Consider the following 22,460-nt stretch of genomic DNA (forward strand, 5'->3'; position numbering starts at 1 on the left):
GTCGCCCGGCTTGACCGGGCGACCCAGTATTCCAGAGACAGTCGTTGTTGAATCGATGGGCCACGGCGTACTGGATGCCCCGGTCAAGCCGGGGCATGACAGTGGTGGGTGGGGCGGCACCTCAATGCCCATTTCCCCCTTTGAAATTGCTGGCCTTTTGGTAATACACAGGCGGACCTCCCCGAGGTATCTCATGTCTGCCTCTTCCTCCTCCATCAGCGATCCCGCCTATCTCCGTGCGCGCGCGATGGAGACGCTGTTCGAGCGGCTGGAAAAGCTCTGCGAGGGCGCGATCGCGATCGACCGCGGCGGACGCGTCGTCTACGTCAACGAGAAATATCTTGCTGCGCTCGGTCTCGACCACACCAGCGAGGCGATCGGCCGGTCGATCGAGGAGGTCATCCCGAACAGCCTGATGCGGAAGGTCGCCGAGACCGGCGAGCCGATCCTGCTCGACATCATGGAGCTCGGCGGCGAGCAGCTCGTCGTCACCCGCATGCCGATCGAGGACGAGAACGGGACGCTGATCGGCGCGATCGGCTTCGTGCTCTATGATCATCTCGAAAGCCTGAAGCCGCTGCTCGCCCGCGTCGCCCAGCTCGAGAGCGATCTGCGGCTGGCGCGGCGGCAATTGTCCAACGCCCGCGCGGCGCGTTTCACCTTCGCCGATTTCGTCGGCACGACGCCGGCAATCGCGCGCGCCAAGGAGCTGGCAAGCCGCGCCGCGCGGCAGAGCGTCACGGTTCTGCTCACCGGCGAGACCGGAACGGGCAAGGAGATGCTGGCGCAGGCGATCCACAACGCCTCCTCGCGTGCGGAGAAGCCGTTCGTCAGCGTCAACGTCGCCGCGATCCCGGAGACGCTGATCGAGTCGGAGTTCTTCGGCACTGCGCCGGGCGCCTATACCGGCGCCGACCGCAGGGGGCGCGAGGGCAAATTCCGCATTGCCGACGGCGGCACGCTGTTCCTCGACGAGATCGGCGAGATGCCGCTGCAGCTCCAGGCAAAACTCCTGCGGGTGCTCCAGGAGCGCGAGATCGAGCCGCTCGGCTCGGACAAGATCACCAGGGTCGACGTCCGCGTCATCGCCGCGACCAATGTGGACCTGCGCAAACGCGTCAGCGACGGCGCATTTCGCGCCGATCTCTACTACCGCCTCAACGTGCTCTCGGTCGACCTGCCGCCGCTACGTCATTGCCTCGACGATCTCCCTGACATCTGTGCCCGGCTGCTCGACGACATCAGCGCGTCGGGCGACTACGTCAAGGCGAAGATCACGCCGAGCGCGCTCGCCGCGCTCGGCCGCTATGATTGGCCGGGCAATGTCCGCGAGCTCCGCAACATCCTCGAGCGCGCGCTGATCCTCAGCGATTCCGGGCGGCTTACGGCTGAGGATGTCGCCCGCATCCTCCCCGTCGGCACCGAGGTCAGGCTTGCACCGCCCGAGCGCCCGGCCGGAACAGTGGTGCCCTATGCCGAAGCCGAGGCCGAGTTCGAGAAGCACATGCTCGAGCAGGCACTCGCCGCCAGCAACGGCCAGATCACCGAGGCCGCCAGGATGCTGCGGATCTCGCGCGCGACCTTCTACAAGAAGCTCGCCAAGTTCGGTCTCGCCTCGGGATCGGCGCCCGTCTGACTTTCGAGACACCGGACTGTCCGGAGTCTCGGATTCCGGACACCCCACCCGGCTGCTCTTCCGGGGTGAATTGCAGGCAATTGCCGCAGATTTCAGCGATTTTGCGCGACGTTTCGGGATCTGGCGCGGACCTTGCTCTCCGCTTTGCCGTCTTTCATTCGCGAGGAGCAACCTGTTCCGGGGCAGCTCTTCGCGATAAGATCAAGCACAACAAGGCCTACGGTCCAGGGAGCGGGAGGAACGCCGTGAGCCATCATCCAGCTCTGCCTTACTTGCGCAACTCCGAGAAGGGCAAGGTCGTCTCGGCGAATGAAGCCGTCATGCTGATCCGCGACGGTGACACGGTGGCGACCGGCGGCTTCGTCGGCATCGGCTTTGCCGAAGAGATCGCGATCGCACTGGAGGAGCTCTATCTGTCCCACGAGGGCGATGCGCCCTACACGCAGGGCAAGCCGCGCAATCTGACGCTGGTCTATGCGGCCGGTCAGGGCGACGGCAAGCAGCGCGGCCTCAATCATTTCGGACATGAAGGCCTGGTGCGGCGCGTGATCGGCGGGCATTGGGGCCTTGCGCCGAAACTGCAGCAGCTCGCGATCGCGAACCAGATCGAGGCCTATAACCTGCCGCAGGGCGTGATCACGCACCTGTTTCGCGACATCGCCGCACACCGGCCCGGCCACATCACCCGGGTCGGCATGGGCACCTTCGTCGACCCCCGGCACGGCGGCGGCAAGCTGAATGCGTGCACCACCGAGGACATGGTGGAGCTGATCGCGCTGCGTGGCGAGGACTGCCTGCTCTACAAGACGTTTCCGATCGATGTCGGGATCATCCGCGCCACCACCGGCGATCCCGACGGCAATCTCACCATGGAGAAGGAGGCACTGACGCTGGAGGCGCTCGCCATCGCCATGGCGGCGCATAATTCCGGCGGTATCGTCATCGCCCAGGTCGAACGCGTCGCCGAGGCCGGCAGTCTCAATCCGCGCCAGGTCAAGATTCCCGGCATTCTCGTCGACTGCGTCGTCGTGGCGAGGCCCGAGAACCACTGGCAGACTTTTGGCACGCAATACAATCCGGCTTTCTCGAGCGAGATCCGCGTCCGCGCGGCCTCTTTGCCCGTGATGCCGATCAGCGAGCGCAAGATCATCGCGCGGCGCGCCGCGCTGGAGCTCAAGGCCAACAGCGTCGTCAATCTCGGCATCGGCATGCCGGAGGGCATCGCCTCGGTCGCCAATGAAGAGCGGATCATCGACCTCATCACGCTGACGGCGGAGCCTGGCGTGATCGGCGGCATCCCGGCGAGCGGCATCGATTTCGGCGCGGCGATCAACACGCAGGCGGTGATCGACCAGCCCTACCAGTTCGACTTCTACGACGGCGGCGGTTTAGATGCCACCTTCCTCGGGCTTGCCCAGGTCGACCGCGCGGGCAACCTCAATGTCAGCAAGTTCGGACCGAAGCTTGCCGGGGCCGGCGGCTTCATCAACATCAGCCAGAATGCCAAGGAAGTCGTCTTCGTCGGCACGTTCGGCGCGGGCAAGCAACGCGTCGCGGTGCGCGACGGCAAGCTCGTCATCCTCGACGAAGCCAAGTCGCGCAAGTTCGTCGACAAGGTCGAGCACGTCACCTTCAGCGGCCCGTTTGCCGCCGCGCGCAAGCAACGCACGCTGTACGTCACCGAGCGCTGCGTGTTCGAGCTGAGGGCGGACGGGCTCGAGCTCACCGAAGTCGCGCCCGGCATCGACATCGAGCGCGACATCCTGCGCCTGATGGATTTCAAGCCGCTGATCCCGCGCGACCCGGTTCCGATGGACGCGCGCATCTTCGGCGACGGCCTGATGGATCTGCGCGAGCGCCTGCTCACCATCCCGCTCGACCAGCGCTTCACGCTGGACGAGCAGCAGAACCTGTTCTTCGTCAACCTCGAACGCTATCCGCTCCGCAGCAAGGCCGAGATCGACACCATCGCTGCCATCGTCGAGGCCCGCCTGGCGCCGCTCGGACGCCGGGTCTACGCTATCGTCAATTATGACAATTTTTCCATCCTGCCGGAGCTGATGGACGATTACTCCGCCATGGTCCGCAGCCTCGTCGACCGCTTCTATTCCGGCGTGTCGCGCTACACCACGTCGGGCTTCCTGCGCATCAAGCTTGGTGAAGCCCTGGAGAAACGCGGCGTCGCGCCGCATATTTTCGAAAGCGCGGAGGAGGCGCAGTTCGATCGGCGTCAGGCCGAGGCAGCAGGCGATGCGCGGCCAGCTCGAAAATGATACATGTTCGAAAGGCCGACATGCTCGGGCGGAAGGTTCAATTGCAATGTTCGTAGTGTTGTGCAAATCGCTGTTACCGAGAAACTTTGAATCAGGAGGGACCATCGTGCGTCGATCACTCATCATAACAACAACCCTTCTCGCGCTCGCCGCGAGCACCTCCGCGCAAGCGGACGATCTCAAGATCGCGCTGATCCACGGCAAGACCGGCCCGCTCGAGGCTTACGCCAAGCAGACCGAGACCGGCCTGAAGATGGGTTTTGAATACGCCACCAAGGGCACCATGACGCTCGACGGCCGTAAGATCGTCGTCATCACCAAGGACGACCAGGGCAAGCCCGACCTTGCCAAGGCTGCACTCGCTGAAGCCTATCAGGACGACAAGGCCGACATCGCGATCGGCACGACCTCGTCGGCCGCGGCGCTCGCCATTCTTCCCGTCGCCGAGGAGAACAAGAAGATCCTGATCGTCGAGCCCGCGGTCGCGGACCAGATTACCGGCGAGAAGTGGAATCGCTACATCTTCCGCACCGCGCGCAACTCGTCGCAAGACGCGATCTCCAACGCGGTCGCGATCGGCAAGCAGGGCGTCACCGTGGCAACGCTGGCGCAGGACTACGCGTTCGGCCGCGACGGCGTCGCCGCCTTCAAGGAAGCGCTCGCCAAGACCGGCGCGACGCTCGCCGCCGAGGAATATGCCCCGACCTCGACCACCGACTTCACCGCGGTCGGCCAGCGCCTGTTCGACGCGCTGAAGGACAAGCCGGGCCGCAAGGTGATCTGGGTGATCTGGGCCGGCGCCGGCAATCCGCTGGCCAAGCTCCAGGACATGGACCCGAAGCGCTACGGCATCGAGCTCTCCACCGGCGGCAACATCCTGCCGGCGCTCGCGGCCTATAAGGGCCTGCCCGGCATGGAAGGCGCGACCTACTACTTCTATGAGATCCCGAAGAACCCGGTGAACGACTGGCTGGTCGCCGAGCACCAGAAGCGCTTCAACGCGCCGCCGGACTTCTTCACCGCGGGCGGCTTTGCCGCCGCGATGTCCGTCGTCGCCGCCGTCACCAAGGCGAAGTCGACCGACACCGAGAAGCTGATCACGGCGATGGAGGGCCTCGAGTTCGACACGCCGAAGGGCAAGATGGTGTTCCGGAAAGAGGATCATCAGGCGCTGCAGAGCATGTATCACTTCAAGGTCAAGGTCGATCCGAACGTCGCCTGGGCCGTGCTCGAGCCGGTGCGCGAGCTGAAGATCGAGGACATGAACGTCCCGATCAAGAACAAGCGGTGAGCTTTCTTGCTTCACCTCTCCCGCTTGCGGGAGAGGCCGGGAGAGGGCTCTGTCCTCTTGGGGGCTCTCGCCTGCGGAGACACCCTCTCCCCTGCCCTCCCCCGCATGCGGGGGAGGGGGCGCACTGCGACCGCGGACATATTGCCGTTCCATCATTCGCCGGACTCCAATGTCTCTCACCCTCGAAACCCGCGATCTCACCATTCGCTTCGGCGGCCATGTCGCGGTCAACAATGTCTCCTGCACGTTTCGCCCGGGCGAGCTCACCGCCATCGTCGGGCCGAACGGCGCCGGCAAGACCACCTATTTCAATTTGATCTCGGGCCAGCTGCGCGCTTCACACGGCAGCATCCTGTTCGACGGCACCGACATCACCCAGCATTCCGCACCGCTACGGACCCGCGCGGGTCTCGGACGCGCGTTCCAACTGACAAATCTCTTTCCGAATCTCACCGTGGAAGAGAACGTCCGCCTCGCCGTGCAGGCGGCGAACGGCACCCATTACGACATGCTGCGGCCCTGGATGGTGCGCCGCGACCTGATCGCGCGCGCCGACGCCATTCTCGACCAGGTCGCGCTCGGCAATCGCCGCGGCGTCGCCGCGACCGCGCTGTCGCATGGCGACCAGCGCAAGCTCGAGGTGGCGCTGATGATCGCGCTTGAGCCGAAAGTCTTCATGTTCGACGAGCCGACCGCCGGCATGAGCATCGACGAGGTGCCTGTCGTCCTCAACCTGATCGCGCAGCTCAAGCAGGACAGGAGCAAGATCATCCTCTTGGTCGAGCACAAGATGGACGTGGTGCGCTCGCTCGCCGACCGCATCATCGTGCTGCATAACGGCCAGCTCGTTGCCGATGGCCCGCCGGCTGAGGTGATCGCCTCGCCCATCGTGCAGGAGGCCTATCTCGGCGTTGCGCCCAAGAACACTGCAGGAGACGCTGCAGGGAGCGCAGCATGACTGACCTGCTCAAGCTCTCCGGCGTGCACACCCATATCGGGCGCTATCACATCCTCCAGGGCATCGATCTCACTGTGCCGCAAGGACAGGTCACGATGCTGCTCGGCCGCAACGGCGCGGGCAAGACCACGACGCTGCGCACCATCATGGGCCTGTGGCAGGCCTCGAAGGGCGAGATCACCCTCGCAGGTCAGCGCATCGAGAGCCTTGCGACGCCCGACATCGCCCGGCTCGGCGTCGGCTATGTGCCGGAGAGCATGGCGGTGTTCTCCGACCTCACGGTGAGGGAGAACCTGGTGCTCGCCGCCCGCGACGGGCCGCTCGACGACACCCAGCTCGACTGGATCTTCGGCTTCTTTCCGGCACTGCGCCGGTTCTGGCTGTCGCGCGCGGGAAGTCTCTCGGGCGGGCAGAAGCAGATGCTGTCGATCGCGCGCGCGATCATCGAACCGCGCAAGCTGCTCTTGATCGACGAGCCGACCAAGGGGCTGGCGCCCGCCATCGTGATGGCGCTGATCGAGTGCCTGAAGGAGATCAAGCGCAAGGGCGCGACGATCCTGCTGGTCGAGCAGAACTTCTTCGCCGCCCGCGAGCTCGGCGACAACGTGCTGGTCATGGACAACGGCACCATCGTTCATCGCGGCGAGATGGCGACGCTCGCCGCCGACGTGCCGCTGCAGGAGCGGCTGCTCGGCCTGAGCCTGGAGGCGCATCAGTGACAGACCTTGCCGCAACCGATCCGCTGCCGAAGCCGAAGCGCGATCTCGCGCCGATCCTGCTGCCGATCGCCCTCGCGCTTCTGATGATTCCCCTGATCGGCTCGCCCAGCACCTGGCTGACGCTGACCGCCGCGAGCCTTGCCATGGGCATGATGATCTTCATCATGGCCTCAGGCCTCACGCTCGTGTTCGGCCTGATGGACGTGCTCAATTTCGGCCATGGCGCCTTCATCGCCGTCGGCGCCTATGTCGCCACCCTGGTGCTGGCGCCGTTTGCGGCGTCCATCCAGGCCGATTCGCTCTGGACGAATCTCGCGGTGCTGGCCCCGGCCGCGCTGCTGTCGATGGCGGTCTCGGGCGCGCTCGGCCTCGTCGTCGAGCGGGTGCTGATCCTGCCGGTCTACGGCCAGCACCTGAAGCAGATCCTGATGACGACCGGCGGCCTGATCGTCGCCGAGCAGACGCTCTATGCGCTGTGGGGACCGCAGATCATCCCGATGCCGCTGCCGGCCTCGCTGCGCGGCTCCTTCATCCTCGGCGACGTCGCCATCGCCAAATATCGCGTGCTGGCGATGCTGATCGGGCTCGCCGTCTTCATCGCGATCCAGCTCGTGCTCAACCGCACCAAGCTCGGCCTCCTGATCCGTGCCGGCGTCGAGAACCGCGAGATGGTCGAGGCGCTCGGCTATCGCATCCGCCGCCTGTTCCTCGGCGTGTTCATGACGGGCTCGGCGCTCGCGGGCCTCGGCGGCGTGATGTGGGCGCTCTATCGCGAGCAGGTGCACGCCTCCATGAGCGACGACCTCACCGTGCTGATCTTCATCGTCGTCATCATCGGCGGCTTGGGGTCGATCGGCGGTTGCTTCATCGGCGCGATTCTCGTCGCCATGGTCGCCAATTACGGCGGCTTCCTGGTGCCGAAACTCGCCCTCGTCTCCAACATCCTGCTGATGGTCGCCATTCTGATGTGGCGGCCGCGCGGCCTCTATGCGGTGACCAGCCGATGATGATCCTCTCAGGCGATCCGCCGCGTAGCCGCGTGCTCACGCTCGTTCTCGTCGTCATCATCCTGGCATTGGCGGCAACGCCGTTCCTGTTCCCGGGTGCCAAGGCGCTGAACGTCGCGGCCAAGATCTGCGTCTTCGCCGCACTGGTCGCCTCCTACGACCTGCTGCTCGGCTACACCGGCTCGGTGTCGTTCGCCCACACCATGTTCTACGGCATCGGCAGCTACGCGATCGCGATCGCGCTGTACGGCATGGGCCCGAACTGGGCCGCAGTCGCCACCGGCATCGTCACCGGCCTGCCGCTGGCAGCCCTGCTCGCGCTCGCCATCGGACTGTTCTCGCTGCGCGTCGCCGCGATCTTCTTTGCCATGATCACGCTCGCGGTCGCCTCCGCCTTCCAGGTGCTGGCCTCGCAGCTGTCCTGGCTGACCGGCGGCGAGGACGGACGCAGCTTCCAGCTGCCGGAGCTGCTGCGCCCCGGCACCGTGCTGATCTCCAAGAACCTGTTCGGCTTCGAGATCAACGGCCGCATCCTGACCTTCTACCTGGTGTTCGCGATCTCGGCCCTGATGATCCTCGCTCTGCTGCGCGTCGTGAACTCGCCGTTCGGGCGCGTGCTGCAGGCGATCCGCGAGAACCGGTTTCGCGCCGAGGCGCTCGGCTTCCGCACCGTGTTCCACCTGACCTATGCCAACTGCCTCGCTGCGCTCGTCGCCGCCGGCGCGGGCATCCTGAACGCGCTGTGGCTGCGCTATGCCGGTCCCGACACCTCGCTCAGCTTCTCGATCATGCTGGACATCCTGCTGATGGTGGTGATCGGCGGCATGGGCACGATCTACGGCGCGATCATCGGTGCCACCATCTTCATCCTTGCCCAGAACTATCTGCAGTCGCTGATGGGTGTCGCCTCCACGGCGGCGGGGGAAGCCGGCCTGCCGCTGCTGCCGGGGCTGTTGCATCCCGACCGCTGGCTGCTGTGGCTCGGGCTGCTGTTCATCGCCAGCGTCTATTTCTTCCCGACCGGCGTGGTCGGACGGCTGCGCAAGGTCAGCGGCGGCAAGGGTGCGGACAGCCCGCATTAAGCCGTCGTTAATGATGCAGCGCGGCGATTGCTGCGCGCGCCGCACAACCGCAACGAGATTCCCGCTTCGCTGCCTACGGACGCGATTACACAACCGCATTAATGCTTAGGTAACTGGTTTTCCTAAGCTTTGCGCCATTTGTGCGGTGTATTCCTGTTCCATCAGGGAGGGGGAATGCGCCAGGTCTTTTCCACGGTGGCCGCCGGAATGTCTCTAGCCGCAAGGAACGGCTGGGAAGCCTTGGTGCGGCGTGGTCCTGTCCTGTGGTTGACCCTGTGCGGCGTGTTGCTGGTCGCTGGAATCTTCGCCGTCACCGCTGTGGCCGTCGGCGAATTTCGCGAACGGACCCTGATAAACCGCGAACGCGAGCTGGAAAACACGGTGCAGCTGATCGCGCGGCACTTCGATCAGCAGTTTGAAGACTCGGATGTCGTTGCCGCCGATCTGATCTCCCAGATGGACTTGGCGGAGACCGCCTCGCCGGCGATCTTCCGTGAGCGCATGTCCGGGCCCGCGGCAAACCAGATGCTGCGCAACAAGATCAGCTCCGTATCCTATCTCGGCGATATCGCGATCTATGATGCCGACGGCGAACTGATCAACTGGTCGCGAGTCCAGCCACTGCCCAAGATCAACATTTCGTCCCGAGCCTACTTTCAGACGTTCAAGTCGAATCCCCAGTCCCAATCGGTGCTGCTGGAATCCGTCCGCAGCTTCATCATCAACAAATGGACCACGATCGTCGCACGCCGGTTGACCGGCGCCGACGGCACCTTCCTCGGCGCGATGGTCCGCCGGATCGATCCGGACAGCTACCAGCATTATTTCGCATCCGTCGCGCTTGCCGAGGGCACGGCCATCTCGCTATTCGATCGCGAAGGCAAGATGCTGGCGCGTCATCCGCATCGCGAGGAGCTGATCGGACGGAACTTCAAGGACGCGCCGCTGATGCAGAAGGTGCTGGCCGAAGGCGGCCAGCTGACGCTCCGCGGCAAGAGCCCCATCAATGGCGAGGAGCGGCTCGGCTCGGCCGCGTCGCTGACGCATTTCCCGCTGGTCATCGTCGCAACCAACACCACGGCAGCAGCCCTTGCGGACTGGCGGCAGCAGACCGGCTTCATGGTCACGACCGCCGCGTTTTCAGCCGCCGTCATCGCGCTGATCCTGTATCTGATCATCCGGCAGATCAACCGGCAGAACCGCGACGCCCAGGAGCGGCTGGAAGCGGAACGACTGCGGCTCGACACCGCCCTCAACAACATGTCGCAAGGGCTGATCCTGTACGACGCGAGCGGCTACATCGTCACCTGCAACCGTCGCTACGCCGACATGTTCGGCCTGTCCCACGACGTCATCAAGCCCGGCTGCCACATCCGCGAGGCGATGTATCATCGCAAGGAGCGTGACGCGTTCGACGGCGATGTCGAGGAATTTTGCGCCGACGTCATGCGGATCGTCGCCGAAGGCACTGTCTCGACGAGAACCCATCAGCTGGCCAACGGCCGCGCCTTCCAGGTCATCAACACGCCGCTCGCGCAGGGCGGCTGGGTCGCCACGATCGAGGAGATCACCGAGCGGCGCAACCTGGAGCAGGAGCGCGACCGCAACTACATGTTCCTGCGCGAGATCATCGATCACATCCCCTCCCAGATCACTGTGAAGGACGCCGGAACGCGGCAATATCTGCTGGTCAACCGGACCGCCGAGGAGCAGTTCGGCCAGTCCAGCGAAGAGATCGTCGGCAAGACCCCCTTCGACCTCTACCCGGATGAGGCGGCCAGGCTCGTCACCGAGGACGACAGCAGAGCGCTGCAGTCCGCCGAGGGATTGTTCAAGGACGAGCATGCCTGGCGAAGCCAGACCAAGGGACCGCGCTATATCACCTCGACCCGGATCGGCATTCGCGACAAGTCCGGCGAGCCGCGCTACCTCATCAGTGTCGTCGAGGACGTCACCGAGCGGCGCTACGCCGACGAGAAGATCGCGCATATGGCGCATTACGATGCTCTGACCGACCTGCCGAACCGGACCCTGTTCCGCGAGCAGATCGAACGCGAGCTGGCGAAGGTCGCCGATGGCTGCCGGTTCGCGCTGCTCTACATCGACGTCGACGAATTCAAGGGCATCAACGATTCGCTCGGCCACCACGTCGGCGACGAGCTGTTGAAGGCGATCGCAGGCCGTATCCGCGGCTGCCTCAAGCAGGGCGACCTGATCGCGCGGCTCGGCGGCGACGAATTCGCGGTCATCCAGACCGGGATCGGATCGTCCGCCGACGTGCTATCCTTCGTGACGCGGATCTACCAGGCTATTCGGCAACCCTATCATTGCCTCGGCCACCAGCTCTCCACCGATGCCAGCATCGGAATCGCGCTGGCGCCGCAGGACGGCGCCGATCTCGACCAGCTGATCAAGAACGCCGACCTCGCGATGTACGGCGCCAAGGCCGAGGGACGCCGCACCCACCGCTTCTTCGAGCCGGAAATGGATGCGAGCGCCAGGGCGCGCCTGAGCATGGAGCTGGATCTGCGGCAGGCCCTGGTGAATGGCGGCTTCGAGATTCACTATCAGCCACTGGTCGACCTGCGCACCAACGAGGTGTCGGGCTGCGAGGCGCTGCTGCGCTGGCGGCATCCCGAGCGCGGCATGGTGTCGCCGGCGGAGTTCATTCCGGTCGCCGAGGACACCGGCTTGATCACCGAGCTCGGCGATTGGGTGCTGCGCATGGCCTGCAACGAGGCCGCGACCTGGCCGGCGCATGTGCGTGTCGCGGTCAACGTCTCGCCGGTGCAGCTCAAATGCGACACGCTGGCGCTGCGGATTGCGGGCGCACTCGCCGCCTCCGGGCTGGACCCGCGCCGGCTCGAGCTCGAGATCACCGAGGCCGTGCTGATCCGCGACGACGAGGCGGCGCTCTCGATCCTGCATCAGCTCCGCTCGATCGGCGTGCGCATCGCGCTCGACGATTTCGGCACCGGCTATTCCTCGCTGAGCTATCTGAAGCGCTTCCCGTTCGACAAGATCAAGATCGACCGCTGCTTCGTCGCCGACATCGCAGAGGCGAGCGGCTCGCCCGTGATCGTGCAGGCGGTGGTGAACATCGCGGCCGCCAGCAGCATGACCACGGTCGCCGAGGGCGTCGAGACCGAGGCGCAGCGCGACATGCTGCGCGCGCTCGGCTGCACGCAGATGCAGGGCTACCTGTTCAGCGCGCCGAAGCCGGCCAGCGAGGTGCGAAAACTGTTCGGCCCCGGCGATGCCGTGCGCGTCGCGGCGGTGGCCTGACGGCGAAGTCAAGGGCAGCTCCGGCCAAAGCCGTCGACGTCGCGGACTCCATGCCGTGCGGTCGCCGCCGCCGTCAGCCGGCACGCCGTGCGCCCGCTCGACCTCGCCAACCGCTATCGCGGCGAGGAGTTTGCGCTGATCCTGCCGGACATGGATTGCGACAGCGCCTGCATGGTGGCCGAGGAGATCCGCTGTGCCGTCATGGGTTTGCAGATCGCCCATGGCGCCATGGGCGCCGGCGACCACGTCACCCTCAGCGTCGGCGTCGCCAGCCAAATTCCTGGTGGTGCCGACGGCAGCCCGGACCGGCTGCTCGGTGCCGCCGACGAGGCGCTCTATGTGGCCAAACGCCTCGGCCGCAACCGCGTCATCTGCGCCGAACGGGTGCTTGCCGAAATCGCCGCCCTCGACCGGGAGGCTGTGGCGATTCCGAGCCCCTTCCGGCGCAAGATGGTTTTGTAAATGTCCAAGCCTTTCACAACCCGAACAGCCGCTGTCGCCTTACCCAATGCTCCGATTAAGGTATCGACGCAAACTCCAATCCCATCTCCGCCATCTGTTTCCGATCGTTTTGGTCGCCGATACACTGCTTGAAGTCCTTGTTTCCTACGAGATTAAACCAATGTTGCTTGGCAAAAGACCACCAAAGAGCCTTCGAGTCCCAATAGGTAAATGTCGAATTCAATTTGTTCTTTAGAGCTACGCACATCATACCCAGATCAGACTTCGTGTAGGGTCCAGCTTTTACATCAACAAAGAATGTCTTAAGCGGGTCAGCGGCGCCCAGGAATTCGTCCATCGTTGACACCTTCATTGCATTGGCTGCGTTTGTCCAAATAGCTTCAGGAGCAACCGGCTTTATGAAACTCCCTTTTTGGATATCAAAAAGTTTTGTGATCGATCTAACCGTGCTGAAATCGATCTCAATGATGACGCAATTTTTTCTGTCCTTTAGGTCCTTCCTGCAATCTGAAGGTCCCCCATCTATCGACATCGCAAATCTCTGATAGCGGGGATAAGTGATGCTGTTCCCGGTGAAGATGAACTGCATCGAATTGTCCTGCGTAACAGTGGTCAGTAGGCTCGGGTCCATCACCAGTTTTTCGGCCATGCCATAAGCAACATTTGCGATCTCTCCCGCCGTTGCGGCTCCCGGAACTGCACCAATTCCGGCTTTGATGAGTGGGTTCGCCGCAGCCGAATTATAGATTGTCAAGAGATCAGAAAAGACCCCCTTTTCGACAAGCGTCTTATCTAGGGACAATAAGCCCAGCCTAACTGTGTAGATGTTATCCGTATCGAAGCTTGCGATTCGCTTGTAGGACAGCAGAGGCGCCCCAGTATTGAGATATGTGGACTCTGCAATGGCCGTCGCCTTTTCAGTCGTGTCCACCGAGGCACCAAAGATAAAGTCCGCTGCATCCTTGAAGAAGTCTTGTTTCACCTCTTGCTTAGGATTTTTGGTAAAAACCGCAATCGGCTTTCTCACGAGCGGTTTGGAAGTGCAACCATCCTTGCCACAGAGATCCAGAATAAGCGAGAATGTCCCGTACTTCTTTTTGTCTAGCAGAAATTTCCGAAACAACGTTTCATACCATTCGACTTGAGCTGCTTTCTGGTTGTTGCTGAAGCTCAACAGCCTGAAGTGGACATTTCCATAATGCCAATTCTCATCATATGATCCAGTTGGTCTTCTAAGCTCGATCGCTTGTATTGGGCTTTGCGCAATTGCCCCTTGAAAACTGATGACCGACAGAAACAGGGCTAACAAGAGAGCCGATTTCATATTTCATGCTCGCAAATAATTTTATGAATTGGCGAAGCTTACTCTCAAAGCTTCCGATGTCAACCACCGCTATGCCCATTCCATTCGGACTACCTTGGGTTATTGAGTAATCTAGGTGGCCTCAGAACACATTTGGCGACTTGTATCTTCGCATGATCAAACTCATTCATGTCGAGCCCGGCACAGTTTTGTCGATGACCGCCCGTGCAAAGGCATTGCCCGCTCCTCGCCAATCGGCTACATCAAGCCTCACTGCACCCGTAGCTCAGCTGGATAGAGCGTTGCCCTCCGAAGCTAGAGCCGGTGGCGCACTTATTTGCTAGCGGCCTACAGATTCCGCGTGCCCCGAGCATCGATTTTTCGCTACCGGCACGCTGGGGCCACTCAGAAGCATCATCACGCCCGAGGCTTGATGAAATCAATGATTATCGTAGGACTAAGAAATTGAGGCGAGGAGAGCGCTTCCCTCTCGTCGCCGCAGCGCGGCATTTCCAGGGCGCAGCAGATGCAGTTCTACGGGCCGCGGCCCCTCCGACTCCCCAGCATCATCTGCGCTCAGAGGCAACATCAGGCTACGTTCAGCGGTCTTCCAAGGGCGCCAGACGCTAAGATGGAGGTTTAATCGTCCGAATTGCTGATCAGAAGACAGCATTGTAAAGAGATCCGGGCGCCCGCAACGAGTCGGCGACAATCTTTCCGCACGATAGGCATGACTCTAGACGGAGGCACTTGTATGAGCGTTTTGAGATTAGAAGCCCTGCCCCACCACATTACAATTCGGATGTGGGGTTAGGGACATTCCTAATGGCGGAAGCTAACAATAACCCCGTTCCCCCCGCAGCAAAGCGCAATTAAGAAGGCAACAAAGCCATCCGTTACATACGGGATGTATTCGGCAACACCTTCGGAGGTGCCGGAGCGAGAGCTTACCGCGAAACAAGGCTGCCGCGCGCACCCAATGCGATGAGCAGCCTTGCGACTCTCGAAGAAGCTTCCAGCCAGCGGCTTATTGTCGTCCCAATAGTGGATGCGGCTTTCTCCATAACGCAGACCGAAAGCCGCAAGCGAGACAATCACAGCCAGACCGAAAACAATCAGCGTCCCCCAGGACACCACCAGATTGCGAGAGCCAAGCTCCTCGAAGGTTGTGTTAGGAGGGATTATCACGGACGAGTGCTGAAGTTTGGCGGCCCTGACGTAGAGGGCTAAGGTCCACACGAGCACTGCCCCAACACACAGCGTTATCAAAACACCAAAGTATGCTTTCGAAATCAATACTCCTTCATTCGAACCGTTGCGCACGAAGTAGATCCACGCCGCGGCGAATGGAACAAATGATTGACCCACAAACGTCCAGAGCTTCGCGAGAGGTAGCATCACTAGTATTTGTTCCGACAAGCGTGTCGAGCGTGGATGTCGATGACCGCCCTTCGCCCCGAGCAGAGAATCGTCGGACAAGCAGCACGAAAGGGTTTAATTTGAAGTCGTTACTTAGAACGAGAGATCGAGCTTCAGACTTCCTACTTTCTCGCTGGCCAACGACCGCATCTTCTCGTGCATCTCCTTCTTCTTTTTCGCGACCTCCTTACCGCATGCGATGGCCGCGCCAATAGCGCCAACCCCGCCGGTAATCAATCCACCCACAATCCCGCAAATGCCTTCGACGATAAGGCCACAGTTTCGATCATCAACGTCTGCATCGAAGTCTGGTTCAATCGTCACGTTTCGTATCGAGAATCGGCGCGACTTATCCGACAAAGTGAGATCCGATTTCGCTCGGAATACATAGTCACCTCGATTGATGTTCACATGTGGGCCGCACACGGTTTTATAGGGCACATTAAGGTCTCCGCCGCCGGTCTGAACGTTCAGGTAGACGATCTCTCCTGTATCCACGGATGCGGCGACCGTGATCGGAATGTCCTTCTGCTCTGAAATTGACCAAGCCCCGTTGTTAACTTTCACGTCAGCATCAGCGAAGCCAAACCTGCTGCTCAGCTTGAGCGCTATGTCGCGGCTATGAACATCAACGACAGTTCGACCACCCGGAAAACCCTGCTCGGAATGGTCGGACGGAGTTATCACGTGGCTCGAGGCATTTTCGATATGGAAGCTAAATTTGGCAGATCCAACGCCTCTATAGTAGAGCAATTGCTCCATAGAGAATGTTGCAAGAGCCTCCGTCAAATGATCATCGCTTCGCACATTCAATTTGCCAACTATGGATCCACTATCGATCTTCAAATCATCTTTCGATTTTCGGGACGCTTCGATCGTAAACTGCGTTTGACCTGCGGCGAGAATGACCCGACCTATGCCATTCGCTGTGACTTCAGAAATATTTCCTTCAACTTTCAGCTTCCCAATCGGATACTTATCGTCGTCGACTACCGCCATATTTTGACTTGTAAGCCTGAGGCTCGCGGCACCGATTCGAACGTTTTGATCGACCTGCCAATTTTGTGACGCCAACTTCAGTTCAAGCTTCTGAATGTTCCCCACGATTGGCGTTACTTTTTCGCGAGAGTCCAGTTGCAGATCTGCTGTCTGGAGCTCTCCAGACTCTAGCTGCAGCTGGTTTTGACCAGGAAAGCTGATGTATCCACCCTTCAAAGTCGTCGAGACGGGGAGAATTCGACCAACTGCGACGAATGATCCATCGCTTGACCAAGATAGCGGCCTACATGTCTCACCCGTTTTGCACGCGAAAACAACTCCCAGATTTGTAGCTCCAAGAAGGAGACGAAAATCATCTGACAGATAGAGATCCGCCGAATTCGGCCAATAGCTTGAAATCACCGCTTGCGCCGGAGATTGTGGCCTTCGATCCTCTGAATTCCATGTTAAGCTCCGCAATCGTGACTGAGGCTTGCGCGACTGAGATTAGTGACTTGCGCGGTCCGTTTGAGTTCAACGTAATGAACGAATTACCGCCCAGGGTTCCCGAAAAACTACCGCGCGTTACAGTTGTGACGTCAGCTTCCTGCGCAATCGCAACGTCTTCAAACGCAATCTTAGATCCAACTGTGGGGCTAAGGATTGCGCTGCCGAAATTCAGATTGCCTTCATCCGCGGCGATGAGCAACTTTTTCATCACTCCGCTTCCGCTCTTTAATCCCAAATCATACGTGGCTTGCTGAATCTGAACACCACTGCCGTTTGACAGCTTCACGTAGCCTGCGTTGTTGGGAAAGAGTAGGCTCGATCCCGTGCGCAAGGAGACCGCAAAGGCCTTCTTCGAGTCTGGCCCGTCTGTGGAAAACGCGACAAATTTGGTCACTGGTTGCCCAAGCGGCATCCTTGCAACTGGCCCGTCGCAAAGGTCTGTTGGGCACTTTCTTAGGGCCTCCGAACCGGCAAATACCTTTCCAGCAAATGTTTTTGCAGGATCAATCTGGAGCGACACAACTCCCTCTAAAGCCGCCTCCAATTGAGAACGCGGCTCTCGACACTCCGGACTGGCGGGATCTAGAGTGTAGTCGCTTTCCGCCTCGTCGATCGCTCCTCCCGGCAATACCGCTATCTTCTTGACCATCACCTTCGAACAAAGTTCTGGCGTTCGAATTAGAAAGGATGTGCCGGCTCGCTGAAAATCGATGAGTCCTTTCTGAATTGTTCCCTCGGCATATCGAAAACTGATAGTGCTGCGGATGTCCCTCGGTATCGTCCAAACTATGCGAGAGCGACCGTTGTCGAAGGCATATTTTCCTCGCTCCAAGTATACATACGCTTGCGCTTCCACCGACTCGATGGCCTGCGTTATGCTGTCGTATAAGATGTCGGCCTTCGCTTCGTGTGATATCCACAGAGAAAGGGCGGCAAGAAGGAATCGGTAGTTCCGAGCGCTCATCTAAGCCCCTCACTTTTCGAGTAATAGCTTGCTTATGAAATGGCATTCCCAAAGCATCGTGCGCTTCCACGCCTCCTCGGCGTCTTCCCTCTGCCACGACCACTGAAAACGGTCCGTCTCGGGAGGAACATCCCTCGCAGTTCTTGGACATTGATCCAAGGCTAGCTGCGCAGTCTCCGAAGCAGGACGCTTCGCTAGCCAGCTAAAAAATGGATTCTTCGGTTGCTGCCGAGATATATGAAGCGCGGCCATTCCAAGCGGAGTTCCTTGATCTGCTGGCATCCCAATATTCGCCAGCAGCAGAATTGAAACTGCCGCAAGATGCTGCGCATATCCTGGCGCATTGGTCTGAGCGTTCTGCAACACCCAAGCTAGCGCGTCGGGCTCTGCCCGCTTCAGCGCATCTGCGAACGTGGCGTCATCTACTGAGACTTTTAAGTGCTTGACGACTGCGCCGAGCACCGCAAAATCTCCTGGCTTTAGCGTGCAACCCAAGACCGCATCCGGATTGCCATCGACGTCATCGTCGGGACAGAAGCGCGCCGCCTTTTTGGTGCATCCCTCTTCCACGCACCTTTGATTTCGACCCAACCAGTCGATCCACCACTTAAAGCGCTTCAGGTGTTCGGGAGCCGGCCTGATCGTGACCCAAAGCATGACACCGAGAGAATGGTCGGCAGAGAAGCTGTTTACGTTGTGGAGCCTTGGAAATTGGCGAAGACGAGGCGATCGATACCATTGCCCCGTTGTAGTATTCTGAGAGTCTTTGACTGACGAACAACCTAATTCTTCGCCGCTGAAGCACAGCAGGCCGGCGAAGAGAGTCATATCGCCATCTTCGCACTGCGGCGCCCCGGCAGCTCCAGCAATAGTCGCGCTAGGAAAGCACGTCTCGCCGGCCGGACATTCTCGAAAGGCGCTTGCCAGATTCGTTTGGGGAAGTTGTTTAGCGCAATACATCCCGTTCGGGCGCCATAGAAGCGCATCACGGTCTCGAACATCATCAAGTGCGGCAGCGTGGCACCTTAAAGTCAGCAACGAAAGTATGGCGAGGAGCAGAGACAAATTTACCCAGCTCAGAGTGCGACATGCGCCAAATTTAATTCGGCAAAGCAATGAGTTATCCCCCGACAACTCGGACGAACTATCAAATAGGTAAGGCGTCAAAAAATCTAGCACCGCCCTCGCTGGCAGAACTCACTGCCCGCGATGGATGCGACGGCGCATCATCCCATTCCGACGTTGAGACTATCGCGCAATCAAAGATTGTCTACATTTTTTTTGAACCTAAGATGACCAGCAACGCGAAAATTCGACCACAAGCAATAAATTCTCTAACAGAGGAAGGAGTAATAAACAGTGGAGCAATTTGCCTTTGGAGCGGGCAAACGTTGTTTAGGTCTCGCGTCCGCAACGATGCGTTTCGCCCTCTTTGCCGCTTGCAATATCGCGCTAAGCGAAACGACGCCCGACTTTCAATCACTGGCGAATAGATTTGCGACCGACCTCAAGACTCGAGACACCGCGAAGCTGAGGACTTGGTATGTTTCAAAACCGTTTCTTTCGACCAACCTGACCGCTGAGCAATCCTCGTTACCTCTGCAGGACAGAGAAGAAGTTTTGAATTATTGGTCGCAGATGAGAATCTCCAGCGTGAGAATCGATGTTCAGGAGGCACTAGCCGCACCGGGAGCGGGTAAGGGCTTCTGGACAGAAGAGAGCAAGTTTGAGATGACCGTCGATGAAAGTCCTCCACGCTTAGTTATCGGTCAAAGAGACGTAATATGGCAGCCGAATGGAAGCTCTTGGCAGATCGCTGAGGAGTTCTGGAGTGATATGAAGTATTGCACAAAACAAGCCGACGGAAAAACGCTCTCATGCAGCCGTTAGTTTGCGCAGTTTTATGAAACGCTGGTCCTAAACTTTGCAGTTGGCGCTCTCCAGCACACTAACAAGATTGCGCGGCCATTAGGCGACTTGCGGCAGACGCATATCCCACGATGGACCATGGCACTGGCAGGGCAACGCTCTTCCGGTCGGATTTGACAAGAGGTCAAGAACTTAGACGAGTAGATACGATCTGCTTTCGTGTATGACCACGCCAACGGCACGCGAGTCGAGCTTGCCGCTACTGAAGCAGGACTCAATTAAGCTTGCGCCTGCAAGGTTCTCTATCTCTGCAGCAGCAAGCCTGATGAAGATCTCGAGCGTCTTGTCCGAACGGCACGCCACATCGCAGGCGCATCCTCGCTCATGGAGCGTTCAGACCCAACTCGATCCCCGAAGTTTGCTCCGCTCCTTCAGCAGCAGATCGATCAATGTGCTTTACCTGGACGTGACGAATTCCGTCCATTCTCTCTGCTTATCGAGACTGTAGTATCGAGCCGGTGATACGATATACTTCAGCTCGATGGCTCGCTCTCTCAACTTCTCGGAGACCGCCTCGATCCTACTCCTTATCTCTGGAATCTTGTGAAACGTTTTCCGCGTGAAGCAAACACGCCGCAACTCTGAAAGTCGATCAGTCTCTCTGATTACATCCGTCCACGATCGAACTCTGGAAGAGAGATAAACGTCGCTTCGAACTCCTTCTCGGCCGCTTTTCACCTCAACGCTCGCAATGAGATCGATGAAGTCTATACGCTTCGCCCGAATGAACTCAATCTTATCCGTCACATTACTTTGCTGCAGGGACTTCTCTCCAAAAGCTCCAGGAAGCAAGCGCCAAAGATAGTTGCGGCCGGTGTTATAGAAGAACTCCGCCTTATTGCTCGACGTCTCCGGATTGAATGTTCCAATGATGAGCGTCTCCGTGCGGGGGCAAATTCGATGTCGCGAAAACCTGTGCTCCACGATACTAGTTTCCAAGGTGCGGAACCCCTGCATTCTGAGGTCTTAAACTCGCGATACATAAGCCCACTTTGACGGTCGGGGGGGCACCGGAACATTATCAGATGCCCTAACCCACAGTTCTGCCGAAGAGCGGCTGATCGCCGTCCTGCCTCTTGAACAAACCACATTCAGACCCGAGGGACAGAAGCGTTAGCAACCTGTCTGGGGTGGGGACAAATGCTCGGCTAGGGCTAGAGCGCACTCTGATCCAACCGGACGTCTCTAACGCTATGCGCAGTCTCTTTTTCCCGTCTATGCTGCGGATTGCGGACCAATGGACATGCTGCGCAACTATCCAATTCTCAATGACGTCGCACCATAGCGAAACGAGCGGCTTGTTTCGGATCGCATCGATGCGCCGGACCATTAGTCCCATCGGTAGCCGGTCAGGTCGAGCCTCTACAGGATTAGGCGTTTCAGGAAGCTTGTCCACCGACTCTCTCATCGCTTGAGTGACGGCATAGACAACCGCAAATGCACGAAGCGCAAGTCCTGGTATCTTGGGTATGTCACGCCGTTGCGCTTCCTGAAGACGTCCCATCAACTCAACGATATCCGTCTTTGCCGATGCCGCCGCTTTAGGCCATCCAATTCCGTTTCCGGCCGCCAAAACCGCGTCTACATATTCGGCCACCGACTTGGATGATGCGATCATGTCATCATATTTGGATGCTTCAGAATTGGCTTCTATCGCTAATTGCTCGGTGCGCTTGCCCTCAGCGACATTATGGGAAAGACTCTGTTCCACCCAAAGCATCATACTTTCGACCGCCAATCGTTGCAGTTGTCGGGCCTGAAGAATAGCGAGTAGGATCGACGAGATCTGAACCTCTTGATCCTTGCGCGAACTACCTCCAGCCGCAAGCCTTCGTCGGATCTCACTTACCGAGACTTCTCTTCCAGAAGGGGGCATCACGTCATGGATGAGATCGATAGTCGCCTTTCGCCGACGCATGTCTCTGTGAGCACGATCGCTTGCGCCGGCCTGATAGAACAAGAAGCGGAACACATCTCGCTCTTTCTTGCTTGCCTCTTGAATTGGCAGCTTAATCGCAATTGGCTCTACCTGCTCACAAGTGACGCTTGGTGGCTTCCTCGCCAGTATATGCGTTGGGATGCAAGAACTTACAGCTTTGTCGATCTGAACGACTGCGGCTTCTGCCTCTTGTGAGCAGCGGAAAGTGCCCTGCCCTTCGCTTTGCAGGAAATGAAGCGATTTTAGCGAAGGACCGTATTCTGTCGGTGCCATTATGCTCGTCATGCGCTTCTTATATTGCTCCCACTTCTCTCCCTTAAAGGAAAATGATTCAGATGAGCCCTTCAATGGCAGATATGCTCGCACAGCCGCTGCCCCACGAAACGGATTCTCTGCAAGGCAATGGGCCCAGGCATAGATTGCCTCGTATCGAGCGACCAGTTCCGCCATTTCTTTAGGGTCGACCTCGCCATCAACCGCGGCGACTTGGCGAGCCTTCCACCATGCCCACGCCATGAAGCAGTAAGGTCGGACGAGCATCGTTACGTTATTTATACCCGGAACGGTTTCGTCCATCAGGTCAAGGTTCAATTGCCTAAGGCCGATCGGATCAACTCCGCTTTCTGCTATTGCAAGTCTATCTACAATTCGAAAGCCAGGCGGTTCGCTGAAGGCCGCGTCAATTTCGGAGAGCGAGGACATACG

General features: G+C 59.5%; 15 protein-coding genes and 1 pseudogene. 10 read left to right on the plus strand and 6 right to left on the minus strand.

Annotated features, from left to right (window positions below; translation table 11 throughout):
* The first annotated feature begins 193 nt into the window (after window positions 1-193).
* The 9 genes and pseudogenes from JQ566_RS13485 to JQ566_RS13525 all read left to right on the plus strand — a co-directional run.
* Complete coding sequence (locus tag JQ566_RS13485) at window positions 194-1,636, plus strand: sigma-54 interaction domain-containing protein (RefSeq protein ID WP_212372718.1); 1,443 nt, start codon at window positions 194-196, stop codon at window positions 1,634-1,636.
* A gap of 245 nt (window positions 1,637-1,881) precedes the next feature.
* On the plus strand, window positions 1,882-3,909 hold the full coding sequence (locus tag JQ566_RS13490) for an acyl CoA:acetate/3-ketoacid CoA transferase (protein ID WP_212372719.1): 2,028 nt from the start codon (window positions 1,882-1,884) through the stop codon (window positions 3,907-3,909).
* Between the two features lie 106 nt (window positions 3,910-4,015).
* Window positions 4,016-5,200 carry a substrate-binding domain-containing protein gene (locus JQ566_RS13495; protein WP_212372720.1) on the plus strand — a complete coding sequence of 395 codons (1,185 nt, stop codon included), beginning with the start codon at window positions 4,016-4,018 and terminating at the stop codon, window positions 5,198-5,200.
* A 169-nt stretch (window positions 5,201-5,369) separates the two neighbouring features.
* Window positions 5,370-6,158 carry an ABC transporter ATP-binding protein gene (locus JQ566_RS13500; protein WP_212372721.1) on the plus strand — a complete coding sequence of 263 codons (789 nt, stop codon included), beginning with the start codon at window positions 5,370-5,372 and terminating at the stop codon, window positions 6,156-6,158.
* Window positions 6,155-6,877, plus strand: coding sequence for an ABC transporter ATP-binding protein (locus JQ566_RS13505; protein WP_212372722.1), 723 nt, complete (start codon window positions 6,155-6,157; stop codon window positions 6,875-6,877). Before JQ566_RS13500 ends, JQ566_RS13505 begins: the two co-directional genes overlap by 4 nt.
* Entirely contained in the window at window positions 6,874-7,884 is a 1,011-nt protein-coding gene (locus JQ566_RS13510) for a branched-chain amino acid ABC transporter permease (RefSeq protein WP_212372723.1), read from the plus strand. The genes JQ566_RS13505 and JQ566_RS13510 overlap by 4 nt, the downstream gene beginning before the upstream one ends.
* Window positions 7,881-8,966 carry a branched-chain amino acid ABC transporter permease gene (locus tag JQ566_RS13515; RefSeq protein WP_212372724.1) on the plus strand — a complete coding sequence of 362 codons (1,086 nt, stop codon included), beginning with the start codon at window positions 7,881-7,883 and terminating at the stop codon, window positions 8,964-8,966. The genes JQ566_RS13510 and JQ566_RS13515 overlap by 4 nt, the downstream gene beginning before the upstream one ends.
* Window positions 8,967-9,140: 174 nt before the next feature.
* Window positions 9,141-12,251 (plus strand): EAL domain-containing protein, encoded by a 3,111-nt coding sequence (locus tag JQ566_RS13520; protein WP_212372725.1) that lies wholly within the window; start codon window positions 9,141-9,143, stop codon window positions 12,249-12,251.
* A gap of 72 nt (window positions 12,252-12,323) precedes the next feature.
* A pseudogene (locus JQ566_RS13525) lies at window positions 12,324-12,713 on the plus strand (diguanylate cyclase); the annotation flags it as partial.
* Window positions 12,714-12,768: 55 nt separating this feature from the next.
* Here the strand turns inward: JQ566_RS13525 and JQ566_RS13530 are convergent.
* The 5 genes from JQ566_RS13530 to JQ566_RS13550 all read right to left on the minus strand — a co-directional run bounded on the left by JQ566_RS13530 (window position 12,769) and on the right by JQ566_RS13550 (window position 18,715).
* Window positions 12,769-14,037, minus strand: a complete 1,269-nt coding sequence (locus tag JQ566_RS13530; RefSeq protein ID WP_212372726.1) for a hypothetical protein — start codon at window positions 14,035-14,037, stop codon at window positions 12,769-12,771.
* 801 nt (window positions 14,038-14,838) lie between these two features.
* Window positions 14,839-15,417 (minus strand): hypothetical protein, encoded by a 579-nt coding sequence (locus JQ566_RS13535; RefSeq protein ID WP_212372727.1) that lies wholly within the window; start codon window positions 15,415-15,417, stop codon window positions 14,839-14,841.
* Between the two features lie 111 nt (window positions 15,418-15,528).
* Window positions 15,529-16,836, minus strand: a complete 1,308-nt coding sequence (locus JQ566_RS13540; protein ID WP_212372728.1) for a hypothetical protein — start codon at window positions 16,834-16,836, stop codon at window positions 15,529-15,531.
* On the minus strand, window positions 16,787-17,887 hold the full coding sequence (locus JQ566_RS13545; protein ID WP_212372729.1) for a hypothetical protein: 1,101 nt from the start codon (window positions 17,885-17,887) through the stop codon (window positions 16,787-16,789). Before JQ566_RS13545 ends, JQ566_RS13540 begins: the two co-directional genes overlap by 50 nt.
* Window positions 17,888-17,896: 9 nt before the next feature.
* Entirely contained in the window at window positions 17,897-18,715 is an 819-nt protein-coding gene (locus JQ566_RS13550) for a hypothetical protein (RefSeq protein WP_212372730.1), read from the minus strand.
* Window positions 18,716-19,246: 531 nt separating this feature from the next.
* On the opposite strand from JQ566_RS13550, the gene JQ566_RS13555 reads away from it, so the two are divergent.
* A complete protein-coding gene (locus JQ566_RS13555) occupies window positions 19,247-19,777 on the plus strand; it encodes a hypothetical protein (RefSeq protein ID WP_212372731.1) in 531 nt (176 codons plus the stop codon).
* A gap of 1,069 nt (window positions 19,778-20,846) precedes the next feature.
* Here the strand turns inward: JQ566_RS13555 and JQ566_RS13560 are convergent.
* A complete protein-coding gene (locus JQ566_RS13560) occupies window positions 20,847-22,457 on the minus strand; it encodes a hypothetical protein (RefSeq protein WP_212372732.1) in 1,611 nt (536 codons plus the stop codon).
* Window positions 22,458-22,460 lie beyond the last annotated feature (3 nt).

Source organism: Bradyrhizobium sp. SZCCT0231 (genome assembly GCF_018130245.1).
Taxonomy (GTDB): Bacteria; Pseudomonadota; Alphaproteobacteria; order Rhizobiales; family Xanthobacteraceae; genus Bradyrhizobium; species Bradyrhizobium japonicum_F.